Genomic DNA, 25,964 nt, shown 5'->3' on the forward strand with positions numbered 1-25,964 from the left:
GTCGTTCGTGTGCGGTGGGACGCCGTCGGAGCGGCGGCATCACGGTAGCTCAATTCATTATTTATGAATAATCCTTGACGAGGGTGACCCCGTTGTCCAGGCTGTGGGGCGGACGAATACGTACGTGCCTCAAGGAGCCGCCTGTCATGACCGAATCCACCCACCCGTCCCGGCGCACCGTCGTCACGGCACTCGGCGCGGCCGCCGTCGTGGCTCTGCCGGCCTGGCCGGAGACGGCACGAGCGGCAGACGGTACGTCCGGGGCCGCCGCGAACGGCCCGGTTCTCGACACCCACCCGGCCACCGAGCCGTCCGGCACGCACGTGCGCGAGGTCGGCGGCACCCACGTCGTCTTCCAGTACGGCACCGTGCTTCCCGCCTTCGACGGCTGGCGCACCCACGAGCGCACCCGTGACTACCTGTCCCTCGACAAGCGGTGGCGCTTCCGCTTCGACCCCGAGGACCGGGGTCTGGACGAGGGCTGGCAGTCCCCGCGCCACGACGACCGGTCCTGGGGCCGCATCGACGTCCCGGCGGCCTGGGACCTGCTGGACACCCCCGGCTTCGGCTCGGAGACCGCTCCTTTCGGCCGGGGCACGGCGTTCGACGACGGCTACGCCTGGTACCGCACCACCGTCGACGTGCCCCCGTCCTGGCGTGCCCGGCACGTACGCATCGCCTTCCTGGCCGCCGGATACAGCGCCGAGGTGTGGCTCGACGGCAAGCATCTCGGCAAGCACGAGGGTGCCAACTCGCCGTTCGCGCTGCCGGTCGCGGGAGCGCTCCGGCCGGGGACCCGACAGACGATCGCCGTGCGCGTCTTCCGCCGGGCGAGCTACACGGACTACACGTCCACGACCCCGCAGCCGGTCACCGACGACCACGAACTGCCGTACAAGCCCGTCGATTACTGGCCCTACGCGGGACTGACCCGGTCGGCCTGGATCGAGGCGGTCCCGCAGGTCACCGTCGCCAAACTGCTCGTGTCCGCCGCGAACGGCCGCCTGGAGGCCCACGCGGTCGTCGAGAACCACGGCCCCACCGGCTTCGACGGCCGGCTCACCCTGGATCCCGGCCGGGGAAGCGGCGGTCGGCCGGTCGTCGTCGCGGCCCGGGTCGCGGCCCGGTCGGCGGGCGTCGTGCGCGTCTCGGTCCCGATACCCCACGCACCGCTCTGGAGCCCGGCCTCGCCCCACACGCTCACCGCCCGCGCCACCCTGACCGCCGGAAGAACCCCGGGCCCACAGGTGGACACCCTGTCCACCGTCTATGGGCTACGCGAACTGACCGTCGCCGACGCCCAGTTGCGGCTGAACGGCGAGCCGCTGTTCCTCAAGGGCCTCAACTGGCACGAGGAGACGGCCGCCCACGGCAGGGCGATGACGCCCGCCGAGTACGACCGGGAACTGGGCCAGGTCACGGCGGTGGGCGCCAACTTCATCCGCAACTGCGTCTACAACCGCCACCCGTTCGTCTACGACTGGGCGGACGAGCACGGCGTGCTGGTGATGGACGACATCGACACCATGTGGCTCAACACGGCCCAGGAGAAGCTCCAGACCGAGCGCTACGGCCTCGCCCGCGCCCTGGCCCTGACCATGGCGTGGAACCAGCACAACCACCCCTCGGTGATTCTGTGGGGTCTGCAGAACGAGTCGGAGATCGACGCCGACGGCGCCCCGGTCTACCGGGCCTGGCTCGCCGACCTCAAGGCGGCCGTGAAGACGGTCGACCTCACCGCCCGCCCGGTGACCTGGGCGTCCAACACCAGCAACGACCCCGCGTTCGACCTCGCCGACGTGGTCGGGTTCAACGAGTACTTCGGCTACTTCTACGGCAAGGACGCCGACCTCGGCCCCACGCTGGACGCCGTGCACGCGAAGTATCCCGACAAGCCGATCCTGATCACGGAGAACGGCACCTGGGCCATCGCCGGCACCCACGGCCCCAGCACCACGCAGGGCACGGAGGAGTGGCAGGCGGCGAGCTTCACCGCGCACTGGGCCCAGGTGAGCGCGCGCAGCGAGTTCGTCGCCGGATTCACCTACTGGGTCCTCAAGGACTACAAGGAACGCGCCGGGTACAACCAGGCCTACAACGGCATCTCCGTCATGGGCCTGGTCACCTTCGCGGACGAGCGGCCCAAGCTCGTCCACGACGCCTTCCGCAAGGCGGTGAACCCCAGGGACAAGTGACCTGACACGGCACACCAGAAGGGGGAGGGACGACCTGTCCCTCCCCCTTCGGTTTCCGGGACTCAGCCCTTCACGCTGCCCTCGGTCAGACCGCTGCGCCAGAAGCGCTGGAGGACGACCATGGCGATCATCAGCGGGACGACGGAGACGAAGGCGCCTCCCACGGTCATCTGGTACAGCTGCGGTTGGCGGTCGGCGAAGGACTGCCACGACGTCAGACCGAGGGTGATGGGGTACAGCTTGGAGTCGGACAGCATCACCAGCGGCAGGAAGTAGTTGTTCCAGATGCCGACGAACTGGAACAGGAAGATCGTCACCAGAGCGGGGGTCATGATGCGCAGCGCGACGGTGGTGAAGATGCGGATCTCTCCCGCGCCGTCGATGCGGGCCGCCTCCAGCAGCTCGTCCGGTATGGACGCCGCGGCGTAGATCCGGCACAGGTACACGCCGAAGGGGCTGACGAAGCTCGGCAGCAGCACCGCCCAGTAGGTGTTGGCCAAACCCGCCTTGCTGAACAGCAGGTACATGGGCAGCGCCAGCGCCGTGGCGGGGATCAGGACGCCACCCAGCACGATGTTGAAGATCGTGTCGCGGCCCGCGAAGGAGAACTTCGCCAGCGCGTAGCCGGCCATCGCTGCCAGCAGCGTCGCCACGACCGCGCCGACCCCCGCGTACAGCACGCTGTTGGCGGCCCAGCGCAGATAGATCGCGTGGTCGTAGGTGAGCACCTGGTGCAGGTTGCTCAGCAGCCGGGGACGGGAGAACCACAGTCCGAAGCTGCCGAACAGGTCGCCGGTGGACTTGGTCGACGCCACGGCCAGCCAGTACACCGGGAGCAGGAAGTACCCGGCGGCCGCCACGAGCAGGCCGGTGACCAGGATGTGGCTGCGCGGGGTGACCCCGCTGATGCCGCCGCGCGGCGGCGTGCCGTCGTCGGAGGCCGGCGCCCGACCCCCTGACGGGACGGTGCGGGCCGGTGTCCGGAGACTCACGCGTCCCCACCCCTCTTGTTGATCAGCCGCAGGAAACCGAAGGAGAGCACGAAGGCGGCGAGCGCGAGCAGCACTGCCTCGGCGGCGGCGAGGTGGTAGTTGTCGTTGGTGAACGCCTCGTTGTAGGCGCTGAGGTTGGGGGTGTAGGCGCTGTCGATGCTCGACGACACGGGCTTGAGCACCAGCGGTTCCGCGAACAGTTGCAGCGTGCCGATGATGGTGAAGACCGTGGTGAGGATCAGCGCCGGGCGCAGCATCGGCAGCTTGACGTGCCGGACGGTCATCCAGGCACTCGCGCCGTCGATGCGGGCGGCCTCGTACAACTCCGCGGGGATCGTGCGCAGTTGGGCGACGAGAACCAGGACGTTGTAGCCGGCGAACTCCCAGGTGACGATGTTCGCGATGGACCACAGGACGGTGTCCCCGCCCAGCAGGTCCACCGAGATCCCCAGGTGGCGCATGCCGTCCACGAGAGGACTGACGCCCGGTACGTACAGGAAGCCCCACAGGATGGAGGCGATGACGCCGGGAACGCCGTAGGGCAGGAAGAAGGCGGCGCGGAAGAACCGCACGCCCCTGGCCGAGGCGCTGTCCAGGAGCAGCGCGAGCCCGGCGGCCAGCGCGACCATCACCGGCACCTGGACGGCCGCGAACAGCAGGACGCGGCCGACGCTGCGCACGAAGGTGTCGTCGGACAACGCGTCGGAGTAGTTGCTCAGCGCCACGAAGACGGTACGGCTGCCGCCGAGCCCCAGCGGCCCGGTGTGCTCGACGTCCATGACGCTCTGATAGACGGCGTAGCCGATGGGGACGGCGAAGGTCAGCAGGAACAGCAGGAGGAACGGGGCGACGAAGGCGACGGGCGCCAGATTTCTGCGGCGGCGGGGCGCTCGGGTGCGGGTGGGCATCAGGGTGCTTTCTGGAGTCCGGAGGGGAGAACGGCGGTGGCCGTGCCGCGCCCTCCGGAGGCGGTCACTGGCCGGTGGAAACCTTCAGGCCCTTCCTCTTCAGGTCCTCGACGGTCTGCTTCTGCGCCTGCTGGACCGCGGAGACGAACGTGCCCTTGCCCGCCAGGGCGGCCTGGAAGCCGTCGTTGAGGTGCTGGTAGGTGGCGTCGATCGTCGGTATCCACTTCCACGAGGTGTCGATGTTCTTGTCCGCCTGCGCGAAGACCTCGTTGTACTTCTGGCCGCCGAAGAACGCCGAGGGCTTGTCCAGCGAGGAGCCCTTGTACGCGTCGGCCCCCGCGGGCCAGCCGTATCCGCCCTGGAGCAGCAGGTCGACGCTCGCGGGGTCGGTGTTGAGCCACTCGGCGAACTTCAGGGCCTCGGGGATGTGCTTGGCGCCCTTGAGGACGGCCGTGGAGGAGCCGCCCCAGTTCGCCGACACGTTCGCGCCCTTCGTCCACTGCGGCATGGGCGCCACCGCCCACTTCCCGGCGGTTCGGGGTGCGTTGCCGCTGATGATGGCGTCGCCCCACTGGGCGCTGACCCAGGAGGTGACGGCGCCGGTCTGGAGGTCCTTGTACCAGCCGTTGGCGAAGTCGGGCTCGGTCTTGATCAGCTTCCTGGTGCGCAGGCTGTCCCAGAAGGCGGCGACCTTGAGGGTCTGCGGGGAGTCGATGTTCACCGACCAGGTGTCGCCGTCGACGCCGAACCACTTGGCGCCGGCCTGCCACGCGAGTGCGGTGAACCAGGCGGAGTTGCCGGGCGGGAACGTGCCGATGTAGGCCTTCGGGTCGGAGCTGTGGATCTTCTCGGCGGCCTGGGCGTACTCGTCCCAGGTGGTGGGCGCGGCGATGCCCCACTTCTTGAACAGGTCGGAGCGGTAGAACAGGCCCATCGGGCCGGACGCCTGGGGGATCGCGTAGACGGCCGAGCCGAAGACTCCCTGCTGCCACTGCCAGTCGACGAACTTCGACCTGTCCTTGTCGGCGCCGTACTCGGACAGGTTCACCAGGCCGTTCTCCAGCAGGAACGAGGGGATCTCCTGGTACTCGACCTGGGCCAGGTCGGGCGCGTTGCCGCTCTTGAGGGCGGCGCGCATCTTCGCGTAGCCGCCGCTGCTGCCGGACGGGATCTTCTCCAGCTTGACGTGGATGTCCGGGTGGGTGGCGTTCCACTTGTCGACGGCCTTGTCGACACCGGGCACCCACGACCAGAAGCGCAGGTCGACCTTCTGACCGGGCTTCGCGGGAGCCTGCGCCTTGTCCTGGGAATCGCTCGAACCCCCGCAGGCGGAGAGGAACAGGGAGGCGGCGACGAGGGTCACGGCGAGTGCGCCCCGGCTTCTGCGGCGGGGTGTGGTGCGGCTCATGGGAGGAGGTCCTTCCTGGCTTCGTACCGAAGCTGCTTGGTGCGTGCCGGTCAGTCTCGGAGCGGCACCGTCACGCCGTCAAGATATATTCATAATTAATTGAAAGAGCTATGGTGGGCTCGTGGACAGCAGCGAGGGGAGACGCACGTGATGACGGAATGCCGCAGGATGACGGGGCGCGTGGCGGTGATCACCGGGGCGGCGCACGGCATCGGCGCGGCCACGGCCCGCCGGCTCGCGGCCGAAGGGGCGGTGGTCGTGGTCACGGACGTGGACGACACGGCCGGCAAGGCGGTCGCGGCCGACATCGAGGACAGCGGCGGGCGCGCGGAGTACGTGCGCTGCGACGTGACCTCCGCCGCCGACTGGCGGAACCTCGCCCGTCATGTCGACGAGCAGCACGGCCGGCTGGACGTGCTGCACAGCAACGCCTTCGCCCAACTCAACAAAGCCGCCCATGAGTTGAGTGAGGACGAGTGGGACGGCCAGATGGCAGTCCTGCTCAAGCCGGCCTGGCGCGGGATGAAGACCTTCGCGTCCCTGCTCCGCGCGTCGCAGGGCTCGGTCGTGCTGACCTCCTCGGTGCACGCGGTCATCGGCCTGCCCGGTCACGCCGCCTACGCCGCCGCGAAGGGCGCGCTGTGCTCACTGGGCAGGCAACTGGCCGTCGAGTACGGTCCCGACATCCGGGTCAACACAGTCCTGCCCGGCCCCATCCTCACCGCCGCCTGGGACGGCATCCCGGAACCCGACCGGGCCCGCAGCGTGGCCGCCACGGCGGCCGGGCGCTTCGGGCAGCCGGAGGAGGTCGCCTCCGCCGTCGCCTTCCTGGCATCGGCGGACGCCTCCTATGTGACCGGCGCGAACCTCGTGGTCGATGGAGGATGGAGCGTCATGAAGGAGTCCTCGTGAACGACGCGCACCACACGGTGGGCCGGACGCAAGGACCACAACGGAAACGGAGAACGTGGTGACCCATCCCGGCAGGGGGCTGCACGGCCAGGCGGTGGAGGAACTGGGCCGACGCATCATCCGCGGCGACTACCCCCCGGGCTCCGTCGTGGACCCGGTCAAGTTCGAGACCGAACTCGGCGTCAGCAAGACCGTCGTACGCGAGGCGCTGCGCGTGCTGGCCGCCAAGGGCCTGCTGGAGTCGAAGCAGAAACGCGGGACGACCATCCGGCCCCGCGCCGACTGGAACCTCCTCGACAGCGACCTGCTGCGCTGGCAGGGCAGCAGCGCCCCCACCGACGGGTTCCTGGACGACCTCGCCGAGGTCCGCGCGATCGTCGAGCCCGCCGGGGCCCGGCTCGCCGCGGCCCGCCGCACCCCCGGCGACCTGGACGCCCTCCGGCAGGCCCTCGACGCCATGGCGGCGGCCGGAGCGGACGCGGAGGCGATGGTCGAGGCCGACCTGGCCTTCCACCGCGCCCTGCTGGAGGCCGCCCACAACGAACTGCTCAGCAGGATGGAGGTCGTCATAGAGGCGGGCCTGCGCGTCCGCGACCGCATCGTGCACGGCGCCCGGCACTTCTCCGACTCCATCCCCGTGCACCAGGAACTGCTCGACGCCGTCGAGGCGGGCGACCCGGACGCCGCGGTGGCCGCCGTCGAGTCCCTGCTCGCCCAGGCGTCCCACGACCTGGCCGCCGTACAGGCCCAAGAAGACCACGACCACACCACGACCGACCCGCGCCGCGAGGAAACTCCTTGAAGATAACCGGACTTGAGACGTTCCTCGTCGCCCCCCGCTGGCTCTTCCTGCGCGTCGCCACCGACGAGGGGATCACCGGCTGGGGCGAACCGGTGGTCGAGGGCCGCGCCGACACGGTCCGCGCGGCCGTCCACGAACTCGCCGACCACCTCGTCGGCAAGGACCCGCTGCGCATCGAGGACCACTGGCAGGTGCTCACCAAGGGCGGCTTCTACCGCGGCGGCCCGATCCTCTCCAGCGCCGTCGCCGGCATCGACCAGGCCCTGTGGGACATCGCCGGCAAGGCCTACGGCGTCCCGGTGCACCGCCTCCTCGGCGGCCCCGTGCGCGACCGGGTGCGGATGTACGCCTGGATCGGCGGCGACCGCCCGAGCGACGTGGCCGAACTGGCCGGGGAACAGGTCAAGGCCGGTTTCACCGCCGTGAAGATGAACGCCTCGGCCGAACTCGCCCCGATCGACACCCCCGCCCGCACCGCCGAGGTCGTCGAACGCGTCGCCGCCGTCCGCGAAGTCCTCGGCGACGAACGGGACATCGCCGTCGACTTCCACGGCCGTGCCTCCACCGCCATGGCACGCCGGCTGCTGCCCCTCCTGGAACCGCTGCATCCGCTGTTCGTCGAGGAACCCGTCCTGCCGGAACACTCCGCCCACCTGCGCAGCCTCGTCGAGTCCACCAGCGTGCCGCTCGCCACCGGCGAACGCCTCTACTCCCGCTGGGACTTCCGTGACGTACTCACCAGCGGCATCGCCGTCGCCCAGCCCGACCTCTCGCACGCCGGCGGCATCTCCGAGGTCCGCCGCATCGCCGCCATGGCCGAGGCGTACGACGTCACCCTGGCCCCGCACTGCCCGCTCGGCCCGATCGCCCTGGCGGCCAGCCTCCAGATCGCCTTCGCGGTACCGAACTTCCTCATCCAGGAACAGAGCATGGGCATCCACTACAACCAGCAGTGCGACCTGCTGGACTACGTCCTGGATCCCGAGCCGTTCCGCTTCGACGGCGGCCACGCCGTCGCCTCCACCCGGCCCGGGCTCGGCGTCGACATCGACGAGAAGGCGGTACGTCGAGCCGCCGAGACCGGCCACCGCTGGCGCAACCCCGTATGGCGGGGCGCGGACGGGGCGTTCACGGAATGGTGAGCGCCCGTCAGGTCCCCGTCCCGCAGATCCAAGGAGAACCCGATCCCATGAACCTGGTGGAGACCCTGCGCGCCCACCGCCTGCTGGCCATCGTCCGCGGCAAGGACCCCGCCGCGGCCCTGCGCACCGTGACCACCCTGGCCGAGGAGGGCATCGCCGCCGCCGAGGTCTCGCTGACCACCGCCGACGCCCTGACGGTGATCAGGCGGGCGCGCGCGGCACTGGGCCCCGACGCACCGGTCGGCGCCGGCACCGTCCGCACCACCGAGGACGCCGCACGCGCCGTGGACGCCGGGGCGTCCTACCTCGTCACCCCGGCCCTGGTCGAGGGGCTGGCGGGCGTCGGCGTACCCGTGCTGATGGGAGCCCTCACCCCGAGCGAGATCGAACGCGCCCTCGCCCTCGGCGCCGCCGCGATCAAGCTCTTCCCCGCCTCCCTCGGCGGACCCGAGTACCTGAGCGCACTGCGCGCTCCCTTCCCCGAGGTCCCGTTCGTGCCCGTCGGGGGAGTCGACGCGGCCGCCGCCCGTGACCACCTGGACCGGGGCGCGACCGCCGTGGGCGTCGGCTCCCCGCTGATCGGGGACGCGGCCGACGGCGGAGACCTCGGCCGACTACGCGCGCGGGCAGCTCAGTTCCGTGCCGCGATCGCCCAGGAGACCGTATGACGACCCCGGCCGGACAGAACGCGCCCGAGGTGGTCACCTTCGGCGAGACCATGGGCGCCCTGCGCGCCCGCGGCCCCCTGAAACTCGGCGGTGACCTCGGCCTGTCCGTCGCGGGAGCCGAGTCCAACGTGGCCATCGGTCTCGCCCGGCTCGGCCACCAAGTGCGCTGGGCGGGCCGTGTCGGCGCGGACGAACTCGGTGACCTGGTGCTGCGGACCCTGCGCGCCGAGGGCGTCGACACCTCCCACGCGGCCGTCGACGACACCGGCCGCCCCACGGGCCTGCTGCTGACCGAGCCCCGCCTGGGCACCCTGACCCGCGTCAGCTACTACCGTTCAGGGTCCGCCGGTTCGGCGCTCGCACCGGCCGATGTCCTGCCCGCGCTGGCCCCCGGCACCCGGATCCTGCACCTGACCGGCATCACACCGGCGCTGAGCGCGACGGCGGCCGGTGCGGCACTGGCCGCCGCGACCGCGGCCCACGAGGCGGGCACCACGGTGTGCCTCGACGTCAACTACCGCTCCCGGCTGTGGTCCGGCGAGCGCGCCCGCACCGCCCTGCGGCCGCTCCTGGCCCACACGGACCTGCTCATCGCCTCCGAGGACGAACTGCCCCTGGTGCTGGAACACCCGGATGTCCCCGAACCCGAGGCCGTCCGCACCCTCCTGGCCACCGGTGTAGCGGAGGTCGTCGTCAAACGCGGCGCCCGCGGGGCGAGTGTGTTCACCGCCGACGCCACCACCGACCGCGCGGCACGCAAGGTGAACGCGGTCGATCTGGTCGGCGCGGGCGACGCGTTCGTGGCCGGATACCTCTCGGGACTCCTCCTGGACGCGGACGTCCCGGCCCGTCTGTACCGGGCCGTCACCACCGCGGCGTTCGCCGTCGCCACCCGCGGCGACTGGGAGGGCCTGCCGTCCCGGCACGAACTCACCCTGCTCGACGAACCCGACGGCACGACCGTCCGCTGACCGAAGCCCCCGACCGCTCGGCGGCCCGCTGAGCGGCCCAGCCCGACTGCATGACCGTCCGCCGAGCCCCGAACCCGACCGCACCGCCGTGCCCCATATCGAGGAAGCCGACGATGACCTCCGCCCCACCCCCACCGGCGACGATCATGGTCCAGGGGGAGTACGAACTCGCCGAAGGAGGACGCTGGGTCGACGGCCGTCTCGTCTACGTCGACATCCTGGCCGGCCGCCTCCTCGAACTGCGGGAGAACACCGAACGAGCCGCCGCCCCGCGCGAACTGGCCCGGCTCGACGTCCCGCTCGGCGCCGTAGCCCCCGTCCACGGCAGCCCCGGCACCTGGATCGCCGCCGCCGGCACCGGCATCGCCCTGCTCACGCGGGACGGCAAGCTCCAGTGGCTGGACCGCCCCGAGGACCGCACCGGCGTGCCCAGCCGGATGAACGACGGCGTCGCCGACCCGGCCGGCCGATTCTGGGCCGGAAGCATGCCCTACGACGGCACCCGCGGCGCCGGATCCCTGTACCGCACGGACACCGACGGCACGGTGGTCTGGGTGCTCGACGGCCTCACCATCGTCAACGGGCCGGCCTTCACCGCCGACGGCACCACCCTGTACCTCGCCGACTCGGCCGTCGGCACCATCCTGCGCTGCCGGGTCGACCCGGTCTCGGGAGACCTGTCCGGCGGCCCGGAGACCTTCGCCCGCATGCGGGAGGACGAAGGCAGCCCCGACGGGATGACGGTCGACGCCGAGGGCTGCCTGTGGGTCGCCCTGTGGGGCGCCGGCGCGGTCCGCCGCTACCACCCGGACGGCCGCCTGCTCACCACCCTCGACGTACCCGCCCCGCATCCCACCTCGGTGTGTCTGCGCCCCGGCGGCAACCGCCTCCACATCACCACGGCCCGCCACGGCGTGAAGTCCCCGACACCGGCCTCCGGCGCGGTGCTCGGCGTTTCGGTGCCGGTAGGCGGGACGGAGGCCTGCGCCTGGCGGGGCGGGCACTGAGGTACGCCGCCCCGCCGCGACCGAGCACCGGCGATCAGATCGGTTCGTCGGTCCAGGTGGTCGCCTCGGTGAAGCGGCTGTCCACGAACGCGACCAGGGCCATGGTGTCGGCGTCGGGTTCCGCTGTCGCCGTCCGATGGGTGATCGTGTCCGGCAGCATCACCAGCGTCGTCGTGCCCTGGCCTTCGTCGGCGGGTCGCAACTGGGCGCGGATGCCGTGCCGGTCGGCCAGCCGGCCCACCACGAACAGACCCATCCGCTGGGAGATCGACGCGTCCACGGTGGGAGGATCGGCGAGGTTCCGGTTGATCTCCGCCAGCTCCTCAGGGGGCATGCCGATCCCCCTGTCGTGTATCTCGAGCATGATCCTGCCGTCCGGCAACCGCGCGGCGGTGACATGCACGGGCACGTGCGGCGAGGAGAAGGTGGTGGCGTTCTCCAGGAGTTCGGCGAGCAGGTGGACCAGATCGTTCACGGCCCGTCCGTCGATCTGGGTCTCCGGGACACCGGCGAGCTGGATGCGCTCGTACTGTTCGACCTCCGAGACCGCGGCGCGGATCACGTCGACCAGGGGCAGCGGCTGGTCCCACTGCTGGGCGGGGGCCTCGCCGCTGAGCACCAGGAGGTTCTCGCCGTTGCGGCGGACCCGGGTAGCGAGATGGTCGAGCTGGAAGAGGTTCTCCAGCTGGTCGGGGTCGGCCTCCCTGCCTTCCAGATCGGTGATCATGGAGAGCTGACGTTCGATCAGGGACTGGTTGCGGCGGGCCAGGTTGCTGAAGATGGTGTTGATGTTGGCACGCAGCAGGGCCTGTTCGGCGGCCAGCCGGACGGCCTCGCGGTGCACGTGGTCGAAGGCGCGGGCGACCTCGCCGATCTCGTCCGTGGTGGTGATCGGGATGGGTTCCACGTCTCTCTCCACCCGGCCGGGGATGGCACGCGTGAGCTGAGTCAATCGGGCCGGCAACCGCTGTGCGGCGATCTCGTGGGCGGAGGCGCTGAGCCGGCGCATGGTGGTGCTCATCGTGCGGGCCACCCAGTTCGCGAGGAGGAAGGCGGCGAGGACGGCGGCGAGGACGAGCGCGGCGTTGAGGATCGCGTCGTTGCGGGCGTCGTCGGCGATGGTGTGCGCCTTGGCCAGCGCGGTGTCGGTGAGGTAGACCTCGACACTGCGGTAGGCATCGAAACTGAGTGTGGAGGCCGCGAAGAAGGTCTCCGGCGTGATGCCCTGCTTGCCGAGCTGCGCCGCCGTCGCGCCGGAGGCGATGGCGCGGGTCATCTTGTCCAGACCCGGTGGCGCGACGAAGTCCTTGCCGGCCGCCTCGGCTTGGGTCCGCGCCTCCGCGACCCGCTCCTGCCCCTCCTGCTGGGCGTCCGTCAGCGCCTCGCGCAGCCGGGCTGTCTCCTCGGTACCGGCGAAACCCGCGTACTCCTGCAACGCGACCTGTTCGAGATAGACGTAGGAGCTGAACGAGGCGAGCTGGGACTGGAGTTCACCCTTGGCCAGCTTGCTGCGGTCCTCGACGAGGAGGTGGGTGCCGATGGCGCGGATCAGCGATTCGGCGGCCTGGGTGAGCGAGACGGCGTACAGGGTACGGCCGTAGGTCGCCTGGCTCGTGATGCCGAAGCCCAGCTCGTTGGAGATCTCCATCAGCGGGTGCTGGACGGCGTGGTAGCTCTCCTCGGTCTGCACACCGGTCAGCTTGGGCGTGAAGGCGGCGGCCCGCACCAGCGGCAGCTGCTTCTCACCGACGCGGACGAGCGCGACCCGGCGCTCAAGACCGGCGGTCTCGGGCATGCGGGCGACCGCCGCGTCGAACTCCTTGGCGTCCTCGTCGGTGATCCGCCGGGCCGCGACGACCGTGCCGGCGTCACGGTCACCCTTGACCAACGGGATGACGGATACGTCCCGTTCGTTGATGGCGTCGCTGGCGTACTTGTTGGCCGCCTGCACCAGCTCGGCGACGCGGACCGCGTCCTCGGCGGTCTGCCAGGTGTCGACGGTGCGTTTCACGCGTACGCCGCCCAGGGCGAGGGCGACGAGCACCGGGATCAAGAGGATGGCCTGGAGTTTCTGGGCCACACGCAGGTTGCGCGCACCGAATCTTCGGCGCACGGGGGTGGGGGTGTGCGACACGGTCGTCCTATCCGCTCAGTTCCGCCTCGCGTCCGACACTCTCCTCAACGGGGCGGTCACAGGGAGTTGACCAAAGAAGGTCCGTCCGATGTCTAGCACTCCGCTTTCGCTTCTGACCGTGACTTAACCAAAACTGTGCGGAGTTGCGTTGTCGCCGGGCTGTCGCGGCAGGTGAGGGTGAGCGAGCCGCCGTTGCCGACCTGCGACCGGCTTCTCGCGGTCAAGTGTCCCCGTCGGCCGGGATCCGCAGGGTCACCCGGTAGCCGCCGTCTCCGGTCGCGCCCGACTCGAAGGTGCCACCGAGGAGTTCGGCCCGCTCGGCGAGTCCGATCAGGCCCTGACGGGAGCCGGGGAGAGGCAGCGAAGGTCGGGTGGGGGGAGTGTTGGTGACGGTGACGCCGAAGGCCCCGGGCTGGTGCCACAGACGTACGGCCGCACGGGCGCCGGGGGCGTGCTTGCGGACGTTGGTCAGCGCCTCCTGGACGGTGCGGTAGAGGGCGCGTTGCGCGGGAGTGCCGATGTCCCGGGGCAGTTCGCCGCTCAGCGTCACGTCGATGCCGCTCGTCGTGACCAGCTTGCGCAGATCGGCCAGGGTGGGCTGGGGGGTCAGCTCGGTGGTACGGCCGCCCGAGGCGCGCAACAGGGCGACCATGTGGCGCAGTTCGTCCAGGGTGTCGACGCTGAGCGCGCGGATGGTGCGGGCGCCTTCCCTGAAGTCCGGGTCGGTGGCGGCGACTTGCAGGGCGCCTGCCTGGACGGCGATCAGGCTCACCTGGTGGGACACGACGTCGTGCATCTCGCGGGCGAGCTGGGCCCGTTCCCGGGCCAGGACGGCCTGTGAGTGCAGCAGCCGCTCGTGCTCCCGGGCCTCCTCGATCTCGACGAGTCGGCGCCGCAAGTCCCGTCGCGTCTGGACGAGTTGGCCCATCAGGACGGGAGCGACGGCGGTGGCCAGGGTGTAGAAGAAGTAGACGGCGGTCCAGGTGCGTTCGTGCGCGGGCAGGAGGTCCAGGGGCCAGGGCGCGGCGCCTGCCAGCGCCAAGAGCAGCGCGCAGACGGTGAGGAGCCGACGGTCGCGGGAGCGCTCGGCCAGGGTGAACAGGGCCGCGATCGGGGCGAACACGATGTCCAGCATGAGACTGGCGGGCAGCGTGAGGAGGAAGACCGCGAGCGGGAGGCGGCGACGGGCCACCAGCGCGAGGCAGGCGAGCGCCGCCAACGCCTGCGTGACGCCGGACGAGTCGCCCAGGCTGAACAGCACGTCCGCCACCGCGACGGCGACCACGAGGCCGTCGACGACCGGACCGGGGATCCGCGCCCACCAGGCCTTCGGCCTCTCGGCCGAGGCCGTCCCCCGGGCTCCGGATGCCGCCGCGGTCATCGTGCGGACCCCGGGTGCCGCCGACTGCCCTCGTCGAGGAGACCGGCCCGCTGGGCGAGCAGCGCCGCCTGCACTCGGCTGCCGACCCGCAACTTGGTGAGGATCGCGCTGACATGGTCCTTCACCGTGCCCGCACTGAGGTGGATCCGGCCGCCGATCTCGCCGTTGGACAACCCCTGAGCGACCAGCACGAGCACCTGACGCTCCCGCTCACTGAGCAGCCCGACCCGGCCGGCCTCCTCGTCGCCGTGCACCGCGGCGCCGGGGTGGTTCTGCCACACGGCCCGGGACGCCTTCGGTGACATCACCACGCCACCCGCAGCCAACGTCCGTACCAGCTGGGCGAGTTGATCCGGCTCGGTGTCCTTCAGCAGGAAACCGGCCGCGCCGGAGCGCAGTGCGGTCAGTACGTATTCATCGGCGTCGAACGTCGTCAGCATCGCCACCACCGGCGGCCCCGGCAGCGCGCGCAGCTGCCCGAGCACGGTCAGGCCGTCCACGTCCGGCATCCGGATGTCCAGCAGCACCACGTCCGGACGCTCCCGCCGCGCGGTGTCGACCGCCTCGGCGCCCGTCGTGGTCGCGACGACGTCGATGTCGTCGGCCGCGCTCAGGATGAGCCGGAAACCGGACCGCACCAGGGCCTCGTCGTCGACCACCATCACCCGGATCACGCGGTTCCGCCTTGCCGTAGAAGTACATGAAGCAGTACATCCAGAAGTACATGGTGAGGACCGTGGGGCCGCCACCGCCGGTGTCCTGGATGGTCACCATGGTGACCCTAGGACGGAGAACGGCCCGTGGGGGAGCGGAGGGGGCGGCACCCGCCACCCGGTGGGTGTGCTCCAGCCGGACGGGGGAGTGCGGCGGAGAGGCGGAGGGGGCGGACCGGACTCCTGCCGGGTACCGGGGGCACGGCTCGCTGCCGAGCCTGGCCACTTGCTCGTGGGCAAGGCCACCGAACCGGCGGAACTGCTCCGCTGACCCGGCTCGGCGACAGCGGTCAGGCGTGGGAGAGAGCGAAGGACAGCAGGAAGCCGCACACCGTGATGAGGCCGATCGCCAGGTGGGCGTCCTGGAACGCCTCCGGAATCATCGTGTCCGCGATCATGGCCAGGATCGCCCCCGCGGCCACGGCGGTGACCGCCGCGATCACGGCCGGCGAGAACGCACCGACCACGGTGTACCCGAGGACGGCGGAGACGGTGCTCGCCGCCGCGATCACCGACCACACCCCGAAGACGTAGGCCTTGCCGCGCCCGGCCCGCTTCATACCCGCCGAACTCGACAGCCCCTCCGGGATGTTGCTGAGGAACACCGCTGCCACGGTCACCAGGCTGACCGCGCCGCCGTCCAGCAGACTGACCCCGATGACGGCCGATTCCGGGACGCCGTCCAACAGGGCTCCCAGCGCCAGCGCCGTCCCGGAACCGCCCTGCTGGGCCTCCGACGGCTGGGACTGCGCCGACTGGGTGCCGGAGCGTTTGCGGTGCCGGGCTCCGCGGCCGGCCAACCAGACGTTGCCCGCCGTGTAGGCGAGGGCGCCCGCGAGCGTGCCGATGGCCGCCGGGGCGATGCCGGCCTCGTCGTACGCCTCACCGACCAGTTCGAAGGAGACCGCCGACAGCAGAACCCCGGCGCCGAAGGCCATCACCGTGGCGATCACCTTCTGTGGCACGCGCAGCCCGTACCCGAGCACCGCACCCAGGAGCAGCGCCGAACCCGCCAGAAGTCCCCACAGTCCCGCCTGTACCGCTTCAGTCATGCCCCTACCGGTACCCGGAGGACGCCCGGCGTCACGGAGATCGGCCCGTATCGGCAGGTCGGGGTCGGCGTGACGACGACGGGTGCCCGCGTCAGCCGGTCACGAAGGTCGTCAGGCTCTGAGGGGGCAGCAGCCCGGTGAAGGAGCCGTTCGCCACGGTGATCCTGCTCTGGGACGCGAGGTTCCTGCTCGCGTCCGTCAGCCAGGAGGACACACCGGACGAGGTGTTGTTGCGCAGGGTGAACTGCTGACTCACCTGCGCGGTCCCCTTGTTGACGGCGACGACGACCAGCCGGGAACCGCTCCCCTTGTACGCCGAGAGGTAGACGTTCGGCTGCGGGTTCGCGGTCACCGCGATCCGCACGTGCCCGGGGCGGACGTACTTCGAGAAGTGCGCCATGGCGGCACCGCGCTTGCTGATCCGCCCGTCCTCCCGCATGGGGCCGTACCCGCGCCGGATGTACCACCACACGTACGCCTGGAACTCGGCGTCCACCATCGCGCGGTGGACGTGTTCGCCCACGTCCAGCGCCTGAGGCCAGAGATCGGCGGAGTCGCTGCTGTTGGGGTAGTAGACCTCGGTCATCCACAGTTCCTTGCCCGCGCCCTTCTGCTGGAAGAGGGGGTAGGGGAAGTTCTGGAACGAGGTGCCGTAGAGGTGTGCCCCGAGGATGTCCAGGTTGGCGAGGGCAGCGGGGTCGTTGAGGATCGGGTCCGAGAAGCTCTTGACGTACTGGAAGGACTCCGGGGCGATGACCCTGGTGCTGATCGAGCCGGCGTTCTCCCGCAGGAACCTGGTCATCTCGGCCGGGGTCCACCACGTCCAGTCGTGGGCGTAGTCGGGCTCGTTCTGCACGGAGATGGCGTGGAGGTTCACGCCGTTGCTCCGCATGAAGGTGACGAAGTCGTTCAGGTGCTGGGCGTAGGCGCCGTACATGTCGTACCGGAGGCGCTTCGCGTCGGTCTGCTGGCCGTGGACGAAGGTCTCGACCATTTGGGCGGGGGGATTCCACGGCGACGCGAAGACCGTGGCCCCGAGCTCGATCGCCCGCTTCGCCGTCGCGACCTCGCGGCTCCAGTTCGCCCGGTCCTCCGAGACGAAGATCCTCAGTATGGAGAACCCGAGCTGCCCTTCACCGTTCCCGAACGCCGTGTCCCGCTGCGCGGATGTCAGGTCACCGATCCACAGCGGGTGGTTCATGCCGCCGAATCCCCGGATCGTCTGCCGGGTCGCCGACGGGTCGACGGTCACCGCGGCCGCCGCCACGGAAGGCGCCAGGGGCGCGCTCACCGCGGGTGTCGCGGCCGCGAGGACCGGTAAGGCACCCATGGTCGCCAGGACGGATCGACGACTGGAAAACTCCGGCCCCGCGGTGCCGGAACCACTCCGGTGCAACGACATTGCTCCTCCTTCGGGACGTGACGCTGATGCGTTCCTGCGAGGACACTCCGCACGGCGAAAGTTTCGGGACGCTGCCTTGGTCAGGCCCCGGGAGGACGTGGCACCTTGAGGGCGTGGAGGTGGGTGTGAGCACGTGGAGTGCGTGGGAGGTGGGTGGGAGCGCTCCCGTTCGTCGAATGTTTCGGTGCCCTTGCCGATCGTGTGCGGTGTAGGGACCGTAGGAGCGCCCCCTTCCGTCGTCAAGACCTTGGGGAATCCTGGCCGTTGGCGATGTCACCGCCGCCGGGGCGAGGCTCAGACGAACGACGGCCACCTGTCCGCGGCCCATGCTCGCCACCCCGGCCAACCAGGAGGCGGACTGTCCCTCTCGTGCCCGTCGAGTTCCGCGGCGTCGGGCTCCTCGAACAGCGCCCTCCACCGCAGGAGGTCGGCTTCGCTCATCGGGAACGTCTGATCCGGAGTGAGCGACTGGCGGAGGGCGACCCTGGTCCGCTGGGTCTCGGGATCCACCGGCACATACACGAGGCGGCAGGACGCCCCGGCGGACTCCGCCAGCCAGCGGATCGCGGACCTTTCGGCACGGGACCAGCATCCGAAGTCCAGGATCACGTCGGTTCCGAGCCGCACCGCGTCCAGGGCGAGCGAGAGGAGACGTCCTTCCAGGACGGCACGCTTCCCGTTCGCCTCCGGCTCGCCGAACAGCGGAATCATCCACTCGTCAGGCGTCAGCCGCAGCGCGTTGTGCTCCTCGGCCAGCCGGCGGGCCCTTGTGGTCTTCCCGGCCCCCGGCAGGCCGACCGTCAGAAACAGCGTGGTCACGGACGGATCGTTCACGGAAAGCAGGTGGCGGACAACTGGTTTCCGCACGCCGGACCCGGTCATGTCGGCCGGCGGGTGATGTCTCCATCGCCCGCCGGCCGCACGTCACCGGTCGTTGTCCGCTATCGGCCCGCGCTCGGGCGGGACGAAGCCGCGGGCTCCCGCTCTTCCCTGCCCTCCGCGCGCAGCGGCTCGTGCGAGGCCCTGGGCCCCGGCTTGGGCGAGCCCTCGGCCTCGGTCGTCCTCTTGGGGTGGGTCCGGGGGACGACGTCCTGCGGGAACGTGAGCTGGTCGTTCATCCAGGTCAGGGCGGCGGGCATCTCCCGTACCCAGGTGGGGAAGTTGTGACTGCCGCTCTCGGGCAGGATGGAGACGACCCGCATGGGCGCCTTGACGGCCTTGATGAAGGCCTGGGTCTGCGGGTAACCCTTCTCGCCGTGCTTGCTGTTGGCGACCAGGACCGAGACCTGGGGGGCGGGCAGGTGCTTCAGACGCCACATCAGGTCGTGGCCGTCGATGCGGGCCTGACGCCCCGGGCCCGTACCGAAGAGGTTGCCGGTCGTGGGATCGTCCTTGACCCGGTAGTCGGGGGAGAGGGCGGCGGCCGTGGTGTAGACCCCGGGGTTGCGCATGGTGAGCTGGAGGGCGCAACTGCCGCCCGAGGAGTACCCCATGACGCCCCAGGCGCTGGCGTAGTGGCCCGCCCGGTAGACGGACCTGATCGCTTGCGGCAGGTCCTTCGCCAGGAACGTCTCCGTCTGCGGGCCCCCGGGGACGTTCACGCACTCGGTGTCGCGCGGCGGGGCGATCGTGGGCCGGATCATCACCACGATCGTCGGCTGCATCTTGCCCTTGCGCTCCAGCTCCGCGGTGGTCTGCGAGACGCGCAGGTGCTGCGCGAGGTTGAAGATGCTGCCCGGGTAGCCGCTGAGCGCGACGATCACCGGGAAGCGCATGCGGTGGTACGCCGGCTGGAAGTACTGCGGCGGCAGATAGACGAAGGCCGGATCGACCACGCCGGTCCTGCGACCGATGATCTTGACGGACTCGACCCGCCCGGCGACCTGGGGCGGCCCGTCGGGAAGCCCTGTCACCTGGCTCAACTGCTGGTTGCCCGCGGGCTGTACGAGCGCGCCGTGGACGTTGCTGACGCCGGTCACCGAGTCTTCGCCGCCGGCGGCCTGTGTCACGCCGACGGGGGCGGTGTCGACGTCACCGAACAGTTCCTTCCAGGAGCCGAAGAACTGGTACGAGGAGTTCACCCCGCACGCGAAGGCCGCGACGATCGTGACCTGAGTCACGCCGATGGCCCCCAGCCGCCCCAGTACGTGCCACAGCCCCGGTTTCGCGAAGCGAGGCCACACCCAGACCAGCAACCCGACACACAGGGCGGCCAACGCCACCAACGTGTAGACGGTCGTTCGACTGGTCAAACCCATGTCAGTCCCTGACTTTCCTGGCCGTGCAAGGTTCCTATGCACAGAAGGAGGGACAAAAGGCCTCCCGCGTTCCGTGGAGAGCGTTCTGTGTGAGTACTACAGGAAAACACCACCCGTCTGGCCGAAACCGTTCGCTGCGCACGGATAACCTGCGCCGATGGAGCGCATGGAGTGCAGGGAGCGGATACAGAGGGCCGCCGGTGCGATGGTCGGCTCAGCGGTGGGTGACGCCTTGGGCGGCCCCTTCGAGTTCGGTCCCGAGGCAGCGTTCTCCGCGCGGTTTCCCACGCCTGGCGCCGGCGGCGAGATGTGCGGAGGCGGTGGCTGGGACCCCGGCGAGGCCACGGACGACACGCAGATGGCCGTCCTGGTCGCGGAGTCGCTTCTGGAGCGCGACGGACTGGATCTGCCGGACATCTTCGCCCGCTTCCAGCGGTGGGCGGCATCGGAACCGAAGGACATCGGCCTCCAGACCGAGGACGTCCTGACCAACGGCATGCCCTGGGACCTCGCCGCCGCGGTCCATTTCCAGGTCAACCAACGCGCCGCGGGAAACGGCTCCTTGATGCGGGCGTCGACCGCGGCGGTCCACTTCGCGGCCGCCGGTCAGGAAGCCACCATGGACGCGGCCCGCCGCATCGCCGCGCTCACCCATGGCGACCGTGCGGCCTGGGAGGGCACCGCGATCTTCCACGAGCTCATCCGCGTCACGTTCGAGGGCCGCGATCCCCTCGCCGCGCTCCCGGACATCCTGGCCCTCGTCCACCCGGACCACCGGGACCGCTACGCCGCGGTCCTCGCGCCCGACTGGCACCCCGACCAGGCGACGGAGTTCAACGGTGCCGTCTGGCCCTGCCTGGGCTCCGCCGTCTGGGCCCTGCGCACCACCACCGGCTTCGAGGACGCGCTGCGCGCGGCGATCGACCTCGGTGGGGACACGGACACGGTCGCCGCGGTGACCGGAGGCCTCGCGGGGGCGTACTACGGGCTGGACGCGATCCCCGCCCGCTGGACCGAGCCGCTCCACGTCCCCCTGCCGGGCTTCGACGGGCGCGTACTGCGCCTGCCGGACCTGCTCGACCTCGCACACCGCCTCGCAGGCTGAATCGGGGCAGGTCGCAGAGCCCGTACGAAGACATGGGCGAGCGTCCGCGACGACAGCTCAGCGGTCCCGGTCCGAGCCCGCCCCTACGGGTGCGTGCGCAGTCCGTCGAGGACGAGCGCGAGCATGCGGGGGGCCCGGTCCTCGGGAGTTGCGGGGGCGCGCCACAGGGCGCCGGTGAGCTGGAGGAAGTCGCCGGGGTCGGCGTCCGGGCGGATGCTCCCGTCCTTCTTCCCGGCGTCGAGGAGCTCGGTGATCGCGGTGATGACGGGGCCGTAGCTCTGCTCGCTGATCGCCTGGTGCGCGCCGGGGCTGAGGGCGTCGCCGAGGCCGTGCTTCTTGCGCATGGCGTCGACGAGGTCGGTGGTCCAGTCGCGGAGCGCTTCGAGGGGCGGCCGCCGGGCCAGCAGGTCGGGCACGGTGGCGACGATGCGCGTCACCTCGTCCTGGTAGACGGCCAGCACCAGCGCCTCGCGGGTGGGGAAGTTGCGGTACAGGGTGCCCGCGCCGACTCCGGCCCGCTGGGCGATCTGGTTCATCGAGGCGGCGCCGTCCTCGGAGAACGCCTCGCGGGCGGCGGCGAGGATGCGAGCCCGGTTCTCGCGGGCGTCAGAGCGGACCACAAATCTCCCCTTGCTAAGTGGAGAACTCTCCACTACGTTAACCGGAGAGTTCTCCGCTAACTGTAGAGGGGCATCATGCAGTACATCAAGCTCGGCACGACCGGCCTGGACGTGTCACCGGTCGCGATCGGGGCGATGACCTACGGCGAGCCCGACCGCGGGCATCCCGTCTGGTCGAAGGGCGAGCAGGAGGCGCGTCCCCTCGTCCGGCACGCACTGGAGAAGGGGATCAACTTCTTCGACACCGCGAACATGTACTCGAACGGTTCCAGCGAGGAGATCCTCGGCCGGGCCCTGAAGGACTTCGCCGACCGCGACTCCGTGGTGATCGCCACGAAGCTGCGGCATCCGATGCGACGGGGACCGAACGGACGCGGACTGTCCCGCAAGGCGGTCATGACCGAGGTCGACCATTCGCTGCGCCGCCTCGGCACCGACTACATCGACCTCTACCAGATTCACCGCAACGACCACTCCACCCCGTGGGAGGAGACGCTCGAAGCGCTCAGCGACCTCGTGAAGGCGGGCAAGGTCCGCTACCTGGGCGCCTCGTCCATGCACGCATGGGAGTTCGCGAAGGCCCTGAACCTGCAGAAGCAGAACGGCTGGGCGCGGTTCGTGTCGATGCAGAACCACTACAACCTCCTCGCTCGTGAGGAGGAGCGGGAGATGATCCCGCTGTGCCTGGACGAAGGCGTCGGCACGGTGATCTGGTCGCCGCTGGCCCGGGGCCGCCTCGCCCGCACATGGGACGACGCCCGCTCGACGGCACGCGCGCAGACGGACGGGGCCTACGTTGACCTCCTCTACGCGCCCGAGCAGGAGGCGTCCAACCGGTCGATCATGGACGCGGTCGGGAAGGTCGCGGACGCACACGGCGTGAGCCGCGCACAGATCGCGCTCGCCTGGCTGCGCCATCAGCCGGTCGTCACCGCACCCCTGGTGGGCGCGGGCTCGACGCGCCAGATCGACGAGGCCGTGGCCTCCCTCGACGTCGAACTCACCGACGACGAAGTGCGCGCCCTGGAGGCGCCCTACACCCCTCGGTACGACTGGCAGGGAGTCTCGGACGAAGCCGAGATGGAGGCCATCCGCAGGCGCGTCCCGGGCATGGCGCTCGCATGACCCCACTTCCCCCGCAGCGGCATGGCCGCCGCCCGGCGGCGTCACACGGCCATCCCGCCGACACCGCTCCACTCACACGTCACGAGCTCAGGAGACACTGATGACACGGGTACTGGTCACCGGCGGGACAGGGTTCATCGGGACCTGGTGCGTCCTGGCCCTGCTCGACGCGGGACACACCGTCCGCACCACGGTCCGCGACCCTCGGCGTGAGCCCGCACTGCGCTCCTGGCTCCAGGCGGCCGCGCCGTTCGACGACGGCCGTCTCACCGTCGTTCCCGCCGACCTCGGACAGCCGCACGGCTGGGACGAGGCCGTCGCCGACTGCGACTTCGTCCTTCACGTCGCCTCACCGACGCTGCGCCATACGCCCACCTCCGACGACGAGTTGGTGATCCCCGCGCGGGAGGGCGTCCTGCGGGTGCTGCGCGCCGCCCGCGACGCCGGCGTGCGGCGGGTCGTGCTGACGAGCGCCTTCGGGGCCATCGGCATCGGGCACCCGCCGCGCTCGACCCCCTTCACGGAGGAGGACTGGACCGACGTCGACAGGGACATCCCGCCCTACCAGCGCTCCAAGACCCTGGCCGAGCGCGCGGCCTGGAAGTTCATCGAGGACGACGGCGGCGGACTCGAGCTGGCCACGGTGCACCCCGTGGGAGTCCTCGGACCCCTGCTCGGCCCGGACGACCCACCCTCCCTGCGCCTGGTGCGCAGAATGCTCGAAGGACGGGTCCCCGCGTGTCCCCCCTTCGGGATGGGCTACGTCGACGTACGCGACGTGGCGGATCTGCATCTGCGCGCCATGACCTCGCCAAAGGCCGCGGGCGAGCGGTTCCTTGCCGTCGCCGGGCACAGCATGCGGGTCGTCGACATCGCGCGCACGCTGCACGAGCGCCTGGGGGAGCGCGCGGCGAAGGCCCCGACCCGTGAACTGCCGGTCTGGCTCGCCCGGGCGCTCGGTCTCGTGAACCCGGAGGTGCGACTGCTCCGGCACCAGCTCGGCCGGGACCTCGACGCCACGAGCGCCAAGGCGGAACGGCTTCTCGGTTGGCGGGCCCGCCCCATCGAGGACACCATCGCGGACACCGCCGAGAGCCTCCTCGCCCACGGCATCGGAACCTGACGGGTCAGCACCGTGTTGACCGTGAGTGCTTCACCCGCCTGCACCCGTACCGATAGGCCATGCCTATACGGGGCATCGATTCTTGGTGGTCGGCCGCATCCCAGCAGGGGCCTCACCGCCTGACGGGATGCGGTCGGCCCTCGTCACGTGTGCCGTCAGCCGCTACGGGCAGGAGGGGGGAGGCGCTGTTGAGTAGGGTGAACGTGAGGTGAGGGGAGGTTGTGGTGCGAGCGACGCGCACGTTGGCGGCACTCGACGAGGTCGGCTCCGGTGACCACGTCCTGCAACTGCTGGAGCCCGCGGACGACGTCTGGGACCGCAGCAGGGCCTTCGTCTCCGACGGTGAGCTCTACGGCGACAAGGTGCTGATCGTCGGACCGTTCTCCGGGACGACCGCGGCCTTCGCCCCCGTGGTGCTCGACCCCGCCCGGCTCGACGGATCCCTGATCTCCGCGGTGCGTCGCGAGGCCGTGAGCGCGGAGCGTGAGGGGTACCGCTCGCTGCGTGTGCTGCACCACGTGACCTTCGCAGGGCCCGCGGCCGACGCGGAACAGCTGTTGCGCAGCGAGCTCGACCTGGAGGAGTTCGCCGCCGACAGCGGTGCCCTGGTGGTCTGCGCCTACCAGGGCGGTAACGGGAATGCCCCGGCGCCCGACCACGCGCCGTGCGTGCATCCACAGCACCTGGGCAGCCGTCCGGCGTCACCCGCCTTCCAGGTGTACCGCACCGGCAAGGACGGGTGGACCGTCAACGGGGTCGTCGACGCCGACGGCGCCCCCGCGTTCGGCGCCATCCTGCGCACGCTGCTGTGCCAAGCGGTGACGGTACGCCTCCTCTGCCACGGCCTGGACTTCCTCGACGCCGCCGGAATGGGCTCCCTCGCCGACGCGGCCCGACACCTGCCGGACCGCAAGGTGGTGCTGGAGGGGACGAACGAGACCGTACGCCTGGCCTGGGAACTGACCGGCTTCGCAGACCCTTCGATTCCGGTGGTGATGACGCCGTGACCTCCTCCCCTCCCCGTGCCGAGTCCTCGCCCCCGGGTGCGGGATACCGGCACGAGCTGTACCCGTACCGTTCCGGTGAGGAGTTCCTCGAGGGCACCGTCGGCTTCATCAGGGAGGCGCTCGACGGCGGTGAGGCCGTGGTGGTGGCCGTCCCCGAGAGCAAGGCATCCCTGCTGCGCGCCGAGGTCCCCGACGACCGCGCGGTGCAGTACGTCGACACCAGCCCGCTGGCGCACCATCCGGGTCGCCTCATCGGAGCCTGGCAGGAATGGATCAAGGAGTACACGGCGCAGGGGCGACCTGTGCGCGGGATCGGTGAATCGCCCTGGGCGGAGGCCCGCTCCCGCTCCGAGGTGGAGGAGCTGCGCTATCACGAGTGGCTGCTGAACAGGGCCTTCGCCGACGGCCCTGCCTGGTGGCTGCTGTGCCCGTACGACCTCGCCGGTGAACAGGCGGCCATCGAGGAGATGGCCCGCTGCCACCCCGAGATCCGCGCGGACGGCCGCACCACCCCCTCCACCGACTTCGACCGGGAGGCCCCGTTCGACTTCGTCCCGCTGACCCACCCCTGCGATCCCTACGACGAGTTCGCCTACTCGAGCGGTGACCTTCCCGCCCTGCGGGACAAGATCTCCGCCTGCGCCGAACTCCTCGGCCTGCGCGGTCACCGTCTGCGCGAGCTGCATCTGGCCGCCACCGAGGTGGCCGTGAACAGCGTCCGGCACGGAGGCGGCCAGGGCGTCCTGCGCACCTGGGCCGAGAACCGGCGTCTGGTGTGCGAGTTCCGGGACGCCGGCTACATCAGCGACCCCCTCGCCGGGCGCTCCAGGCCGGACCACAGGCAGGTGGGCGGACGGGGACTGTGGCTCGTGCACCAGCTGTGCGACCTCGTCGAGATCCGCTCCACCCCCGAGGCCGGGACCACGATCCGCCTGCACACCGAACTCCCCGCCGACGCCGCTCAGGGCCGCCCCGGGATCTAGCGGGCACGCGGCCCGGGAACGGCGGCCGGGGGGCGGGGAGCCGGTGGGACCCGTCG

23 protein-coding genes are annotated in these 25,964 nt (G+C 70.8%); 12 read left to right on the top strand and 11 right to left on the bottom strand.

The features are described 5' to 3' along the window. Nucleotides 1-146: 146 nt before the first annotated feature. Complete coding sequence (locus tag OHN19_RS42340) at nt 147-2,195, top strand: glycoside hydrolase family 2 protein (protein ID WP_330269323.1); 2,049 nt, start codon at nt 147-149, stop codon at nt 2,193-2,195. 62 nt (nt 2,196-2,257) lie between these two features. Here OHN19_RS42340 and OHN19_RS42345 read toward each other — a convergent pair whose 3' ends face one another. The 3 genes from OHN19_RS42345 to OHN19_RS42355 all read right to left on the bottom strand — a co-directional run bounded on the left by OHN19_RS42345 (nt 2,258) and on the right by OHN19_RS42355 (nt 5,503). Next, nucleotides 2,258-3,187: a carbohydrate ABC transporter permease gene (locus OHN19_RS42345; protein ID WP_330269324.1), complete on the bottom strand. Its 930-nt coding sequence runs from the start codon at nt 3,185-3,187 to the stop codon at nt 2,258-2,260. Continuing rightward, complete coding sequence (locus tag OHN19_RS42350; protein ID WP_330269325.1) at nt 3,184-4,095, bottom strand: sugar ABC transporter permease; 912 nt, start codon at nt 4,093-4,095, stop codon at nt 3,184-3,186. Before OHN19_RS42350 ends, OHN19_RS42345 begins: the two co-directional genes overlap by 4 nt. Before the next feature lie 64 nt (nt 4,096-4,159). Continuing rightward, nucleotides 4,160-5,503 (bottom strand): ABC transporter substrate-binding protein, encoded by a 1,344-nt coding sequence (locus OHN19_RS42355; protein WP_330269326.1) that lies wholly within the window; start codon nt 5,501-5,503, stop codon nt 4,160-4,162. 168 nt (nt 5,504-5,671) lie between these two features. Between OHN19_RS42355 and OHN19_RS42360 the strand changes: the two genes are divergently transcribed. The 6 genes from OHN19_RS42360 (at nt 5,672) to OHN19_RS42385 (ending at nt 11,005) form a co-directional block, all read left to right on the top strand. Next, a complete protein-coding gene (locus OHN19_RS42360; RefSeq protein ID WP_330269327.1) occupies nt 5,672-6,415 on the top strand; it encodes an SDR family NAD(P)-dependent oxidoreductase in 744 nt (247 codons plus the stop codon). 55 nt (nt 6,416-6,470) lie between these two features. Continuing rightward, nucleotides 6,471-7,217 (top strand): FadR/GntR family transcriptional regulator, encoded by a 747-nt coding sequence (locus OHN19_RS42365; protein ID WP_330269328.1) that lies wholly within the window; start codon nt 6,471-6,473, stop codon nt 7,215-7,217. Beyond that, a complete protein-coding gene (gene dgoD, locus OHN19_RS42370; RefSeq protein WP_330269329.1) occupies nt 7,214-8,359 on the top strand; it encodes a galactonate dehydratase in 1,146 nt (381 codons plus the stop codon). Before OHN19_RS42365 ends, dgoD begins: the two co-directional genes overlap by 4 nt. 47 nt (nt 8,360-8,406) lie before the next feature. Then, nucleotides 8,407-9,027: a bifunctional 4-hydroxy-2-oxoglutarate aldolase/2-dehydro-3-deoxy-phosphogluconate aldolase gene (locus OHN19_RS42375; RefSeq protein WP_330269330.1), complete on the top strand. Its 621-nt coding sequence runs from the start codon at nt 8,407-8,409 to the stop codon at nt 9,025-9,027. Further along, nucleotides 9,024-9,998, top strand: coding sequence for a sugar kinase (locus OHN19_RS42380; protein ID WP_330269331.1), 975 nt, complete (start codon nt 9,024-9,026; stop codon nt 9,996-9,998). Before OHN19_RS42375 ends, OHN19_RS42380 begins: the two co-directional genes overlap by 4 nt. A 113-nt stretch (nt 9,999-10,111) precedes the next feature. Then, complete coding sequence (locus OHN19_RS42385; protein ID WP_330269332.1) at nt 10,112-11,005, top strand: SMP-30/gluconolactonase/LRE family protein; 894 nt, start codon at nt 10,112-10,114, stop codon at nt 11,003-11,005. Nucleotides 11,006-11,039: 34 nt separating this feature from the next. Here the strand turns inward: OHN19_RS42385 and OHN19_RS42390 are convergent, their stop codons facing one another. The 7 genes from OHN19_RS42390 to OHN19_RS42420 all read right to left on the bottom strand — a co-directional run bounded on the left by OHN19_RS42390 (nt 11,040) and on the right by OHN19_RS42420 (nt 19,945). Beyond that, nucleotides 11,040-13,085 carry a nitrate- and nitrite sensing domain-containing protein gene (locus OHN19_RS42390; RefSeq protein ID WP_419249591.1) on the bottom strand — a complete coding sequence of 682 codons (2,046 nt, stop codon included), beginning with the start codon at nt 13,083-13,085 and terminating at the stop codon, nt 11,040-11,042. A gap of 274 nt (nt 13,086-13,359) precedes the next feature. After that, a complete protein-coding gene (locus tag OHN19_RS42395; protein ID WP_330269334.1) occupies nt 13,360-14,520 on the bottom strand; it encodes a sensor histidine kinase in 1,161 nt (386 codons plus the stop codon). Further along, nucleotides 14,517-15,182, bottom strand: a complete 666-nt coding sequence (locus OHN19_RS42400) for a response regulator transcription factor (RefSeq protein WP_330269846.1) — start codon at nt 15,180-15,182, stop codon at nt 14,517-14,519. The genes OHN19_RS42395 and OHN19_RS42400 overlap by 4 nt, the downstream gene beginning before the upstream one ends. A gap of 341 nt (nt 15,183-15,523) precedes the next feature. Next, nucleotides 15,524-16,285 (bottom strand): ZIP family zinc transporter, encoded by a 762-nt coding sequence (locus OHN19_RS42405; protein WP_330269335.1) that lies wholly within the window; start codon nt 16,283-16,285, stop codon nt 15,524-15,526. Between the two features lie 91 nt (nt 16,286-16,376). Then, nucleotides 16,377-17,615 (bottom strand): glucuronoxylanase, encoded by a 1,239-nt coding sequence (locus OHN19_RS42410; protein ID WP_330269336.1) that lies wholly within the window; start codon nt 17,613-17,615, stop codon nt 16,377-16,379. A 366-nt stretch (nt 17,616-17,981) separates the two neighbouring features. Then, entirely contained in the window at nt 17,982-18,506 is a 525-nt protein-coding gene (locus OHN19_RS42415) for an ATP-binding protein (protein ID WP_330269337.1), read from the bottom strand. 122 nt (nt 18,507-18,628) lie between these two features. Beyond that, nucleotides 18,629-19,945 carry an alpha/beta hydrolase gene (locus tag OHN19_RS42420; RefSeq protein ID WP_330269338.1) on the bottom strand — a complete coding sequence of 439 codons (1,317 nt, stop codon included), beginning with the start codon at nt 19,943-19,945 and terminating at the stop codon, nt 18,629-18,631. A gap of 157 nt (nt 19,946-20,102) precedes the next feature. On the opposite strand from OHN19_RS42420, the gene OHN19_RS42425 reads away from it, so the two are divergent. Continuing rightward, complete coding sequence (locus OHN19_RS42425; RefSeq protein ID WP_330269339.1) at nt 20,103-21,050, top strand: ADP-ribosylglycohydrolase family protein; 948 nt, start codon at nt 20,103-20,105, stop codon at nt 21,048-21,050. An 83-nt stretch (nt 21,051-21,133) separates the two neighbouring features. On the opposite strand, the gene OHN19_RS42430 is transcribed toward OHN19_RS42425, so the two are convergent. Then, entirely contained in the window at nt 21,134-21,670 is a 537-nt protein-coding gene (locus OHN19_RS42430) for a TetR/AcrR family transcriptional regulator (RefSeq protein WP_330269340.1), read from the bottom strand. A 75-nt stretch (nt 21,671-21,745) separates the two neighbouring features. On the opposite strand from OHN19_RS42430, the gene OHN19_RS42435 reads away from it, so the two are divergent. The 4 genes from OHN19_RS42435 (at nt 21,746) to OHN19_RS42450 (ending at nt 25,908) form a co-directional block, all read left to right on the top strand. After that, on the top strand, nt 21,746-22,795 hold the full coding sequence (locus OHN19_RS42435; RefSeq protein ID WP_330269341.1) for an aldo/keto reductase: 1,050 nt from the start codon (nt 21,746-21,748) through the stop codon (nt 22,793-22,795). Nucleotides 22,796-22,895: 100 nt separating this feature from the next. Continuing rightward, on the top strand, nt 22,896-23,918 hold the full coding sequence (locus OHN19_RS42440; RefSeq protein ID WP_330269342.1) for an aldehyde reductase: 1,023 nt from the start codon (nt 22,896-22,898) through the stop codon (nt 23,916-23,918). A gap of 224 nt (nt 23,919-24,142) precedes the next feature. Further along, nucleotides 24,143-24,925 (top strand): MEDS domain-containing protein, encoded by a 783-nt coding sequence (locus OHN19_RS42445; RefSeq protein ID WP_330269343.1) that lies wholly within the window; start codon nt 24,143-24,145, stop codon nt 24,923-24,925. Further along, nucleotides 24,922-25,908: a sensor histidine kinase gene (locus OHN19_RS42450; RefSeq protein ID WP_330269344.1), complete on the top strand. Its 987-nt coding sequence runs from the start codon at nt 24,922-24,924 to the stop codon at nt 25,906-25,908. The genes OHN19_RS42445 and OHN19_RS42450 overlap by 4 nt, the downstream gene beginning before the upstream one ends. Nucleotides 25,909-25,964: the final 56 nt, after the last annotated feature.

The sequence above is a fragment of the Streptomyces griseorubiginosus genome (genome assembly GCF_036345115.1).
Classification (GTDB): domain Bacteria; phylum Actinomycetota; class Actinomycetes; order Streptomycetales; family Streptomycetaceae; genus Streptomyces; species Streptomyces griseorubiginosus_C.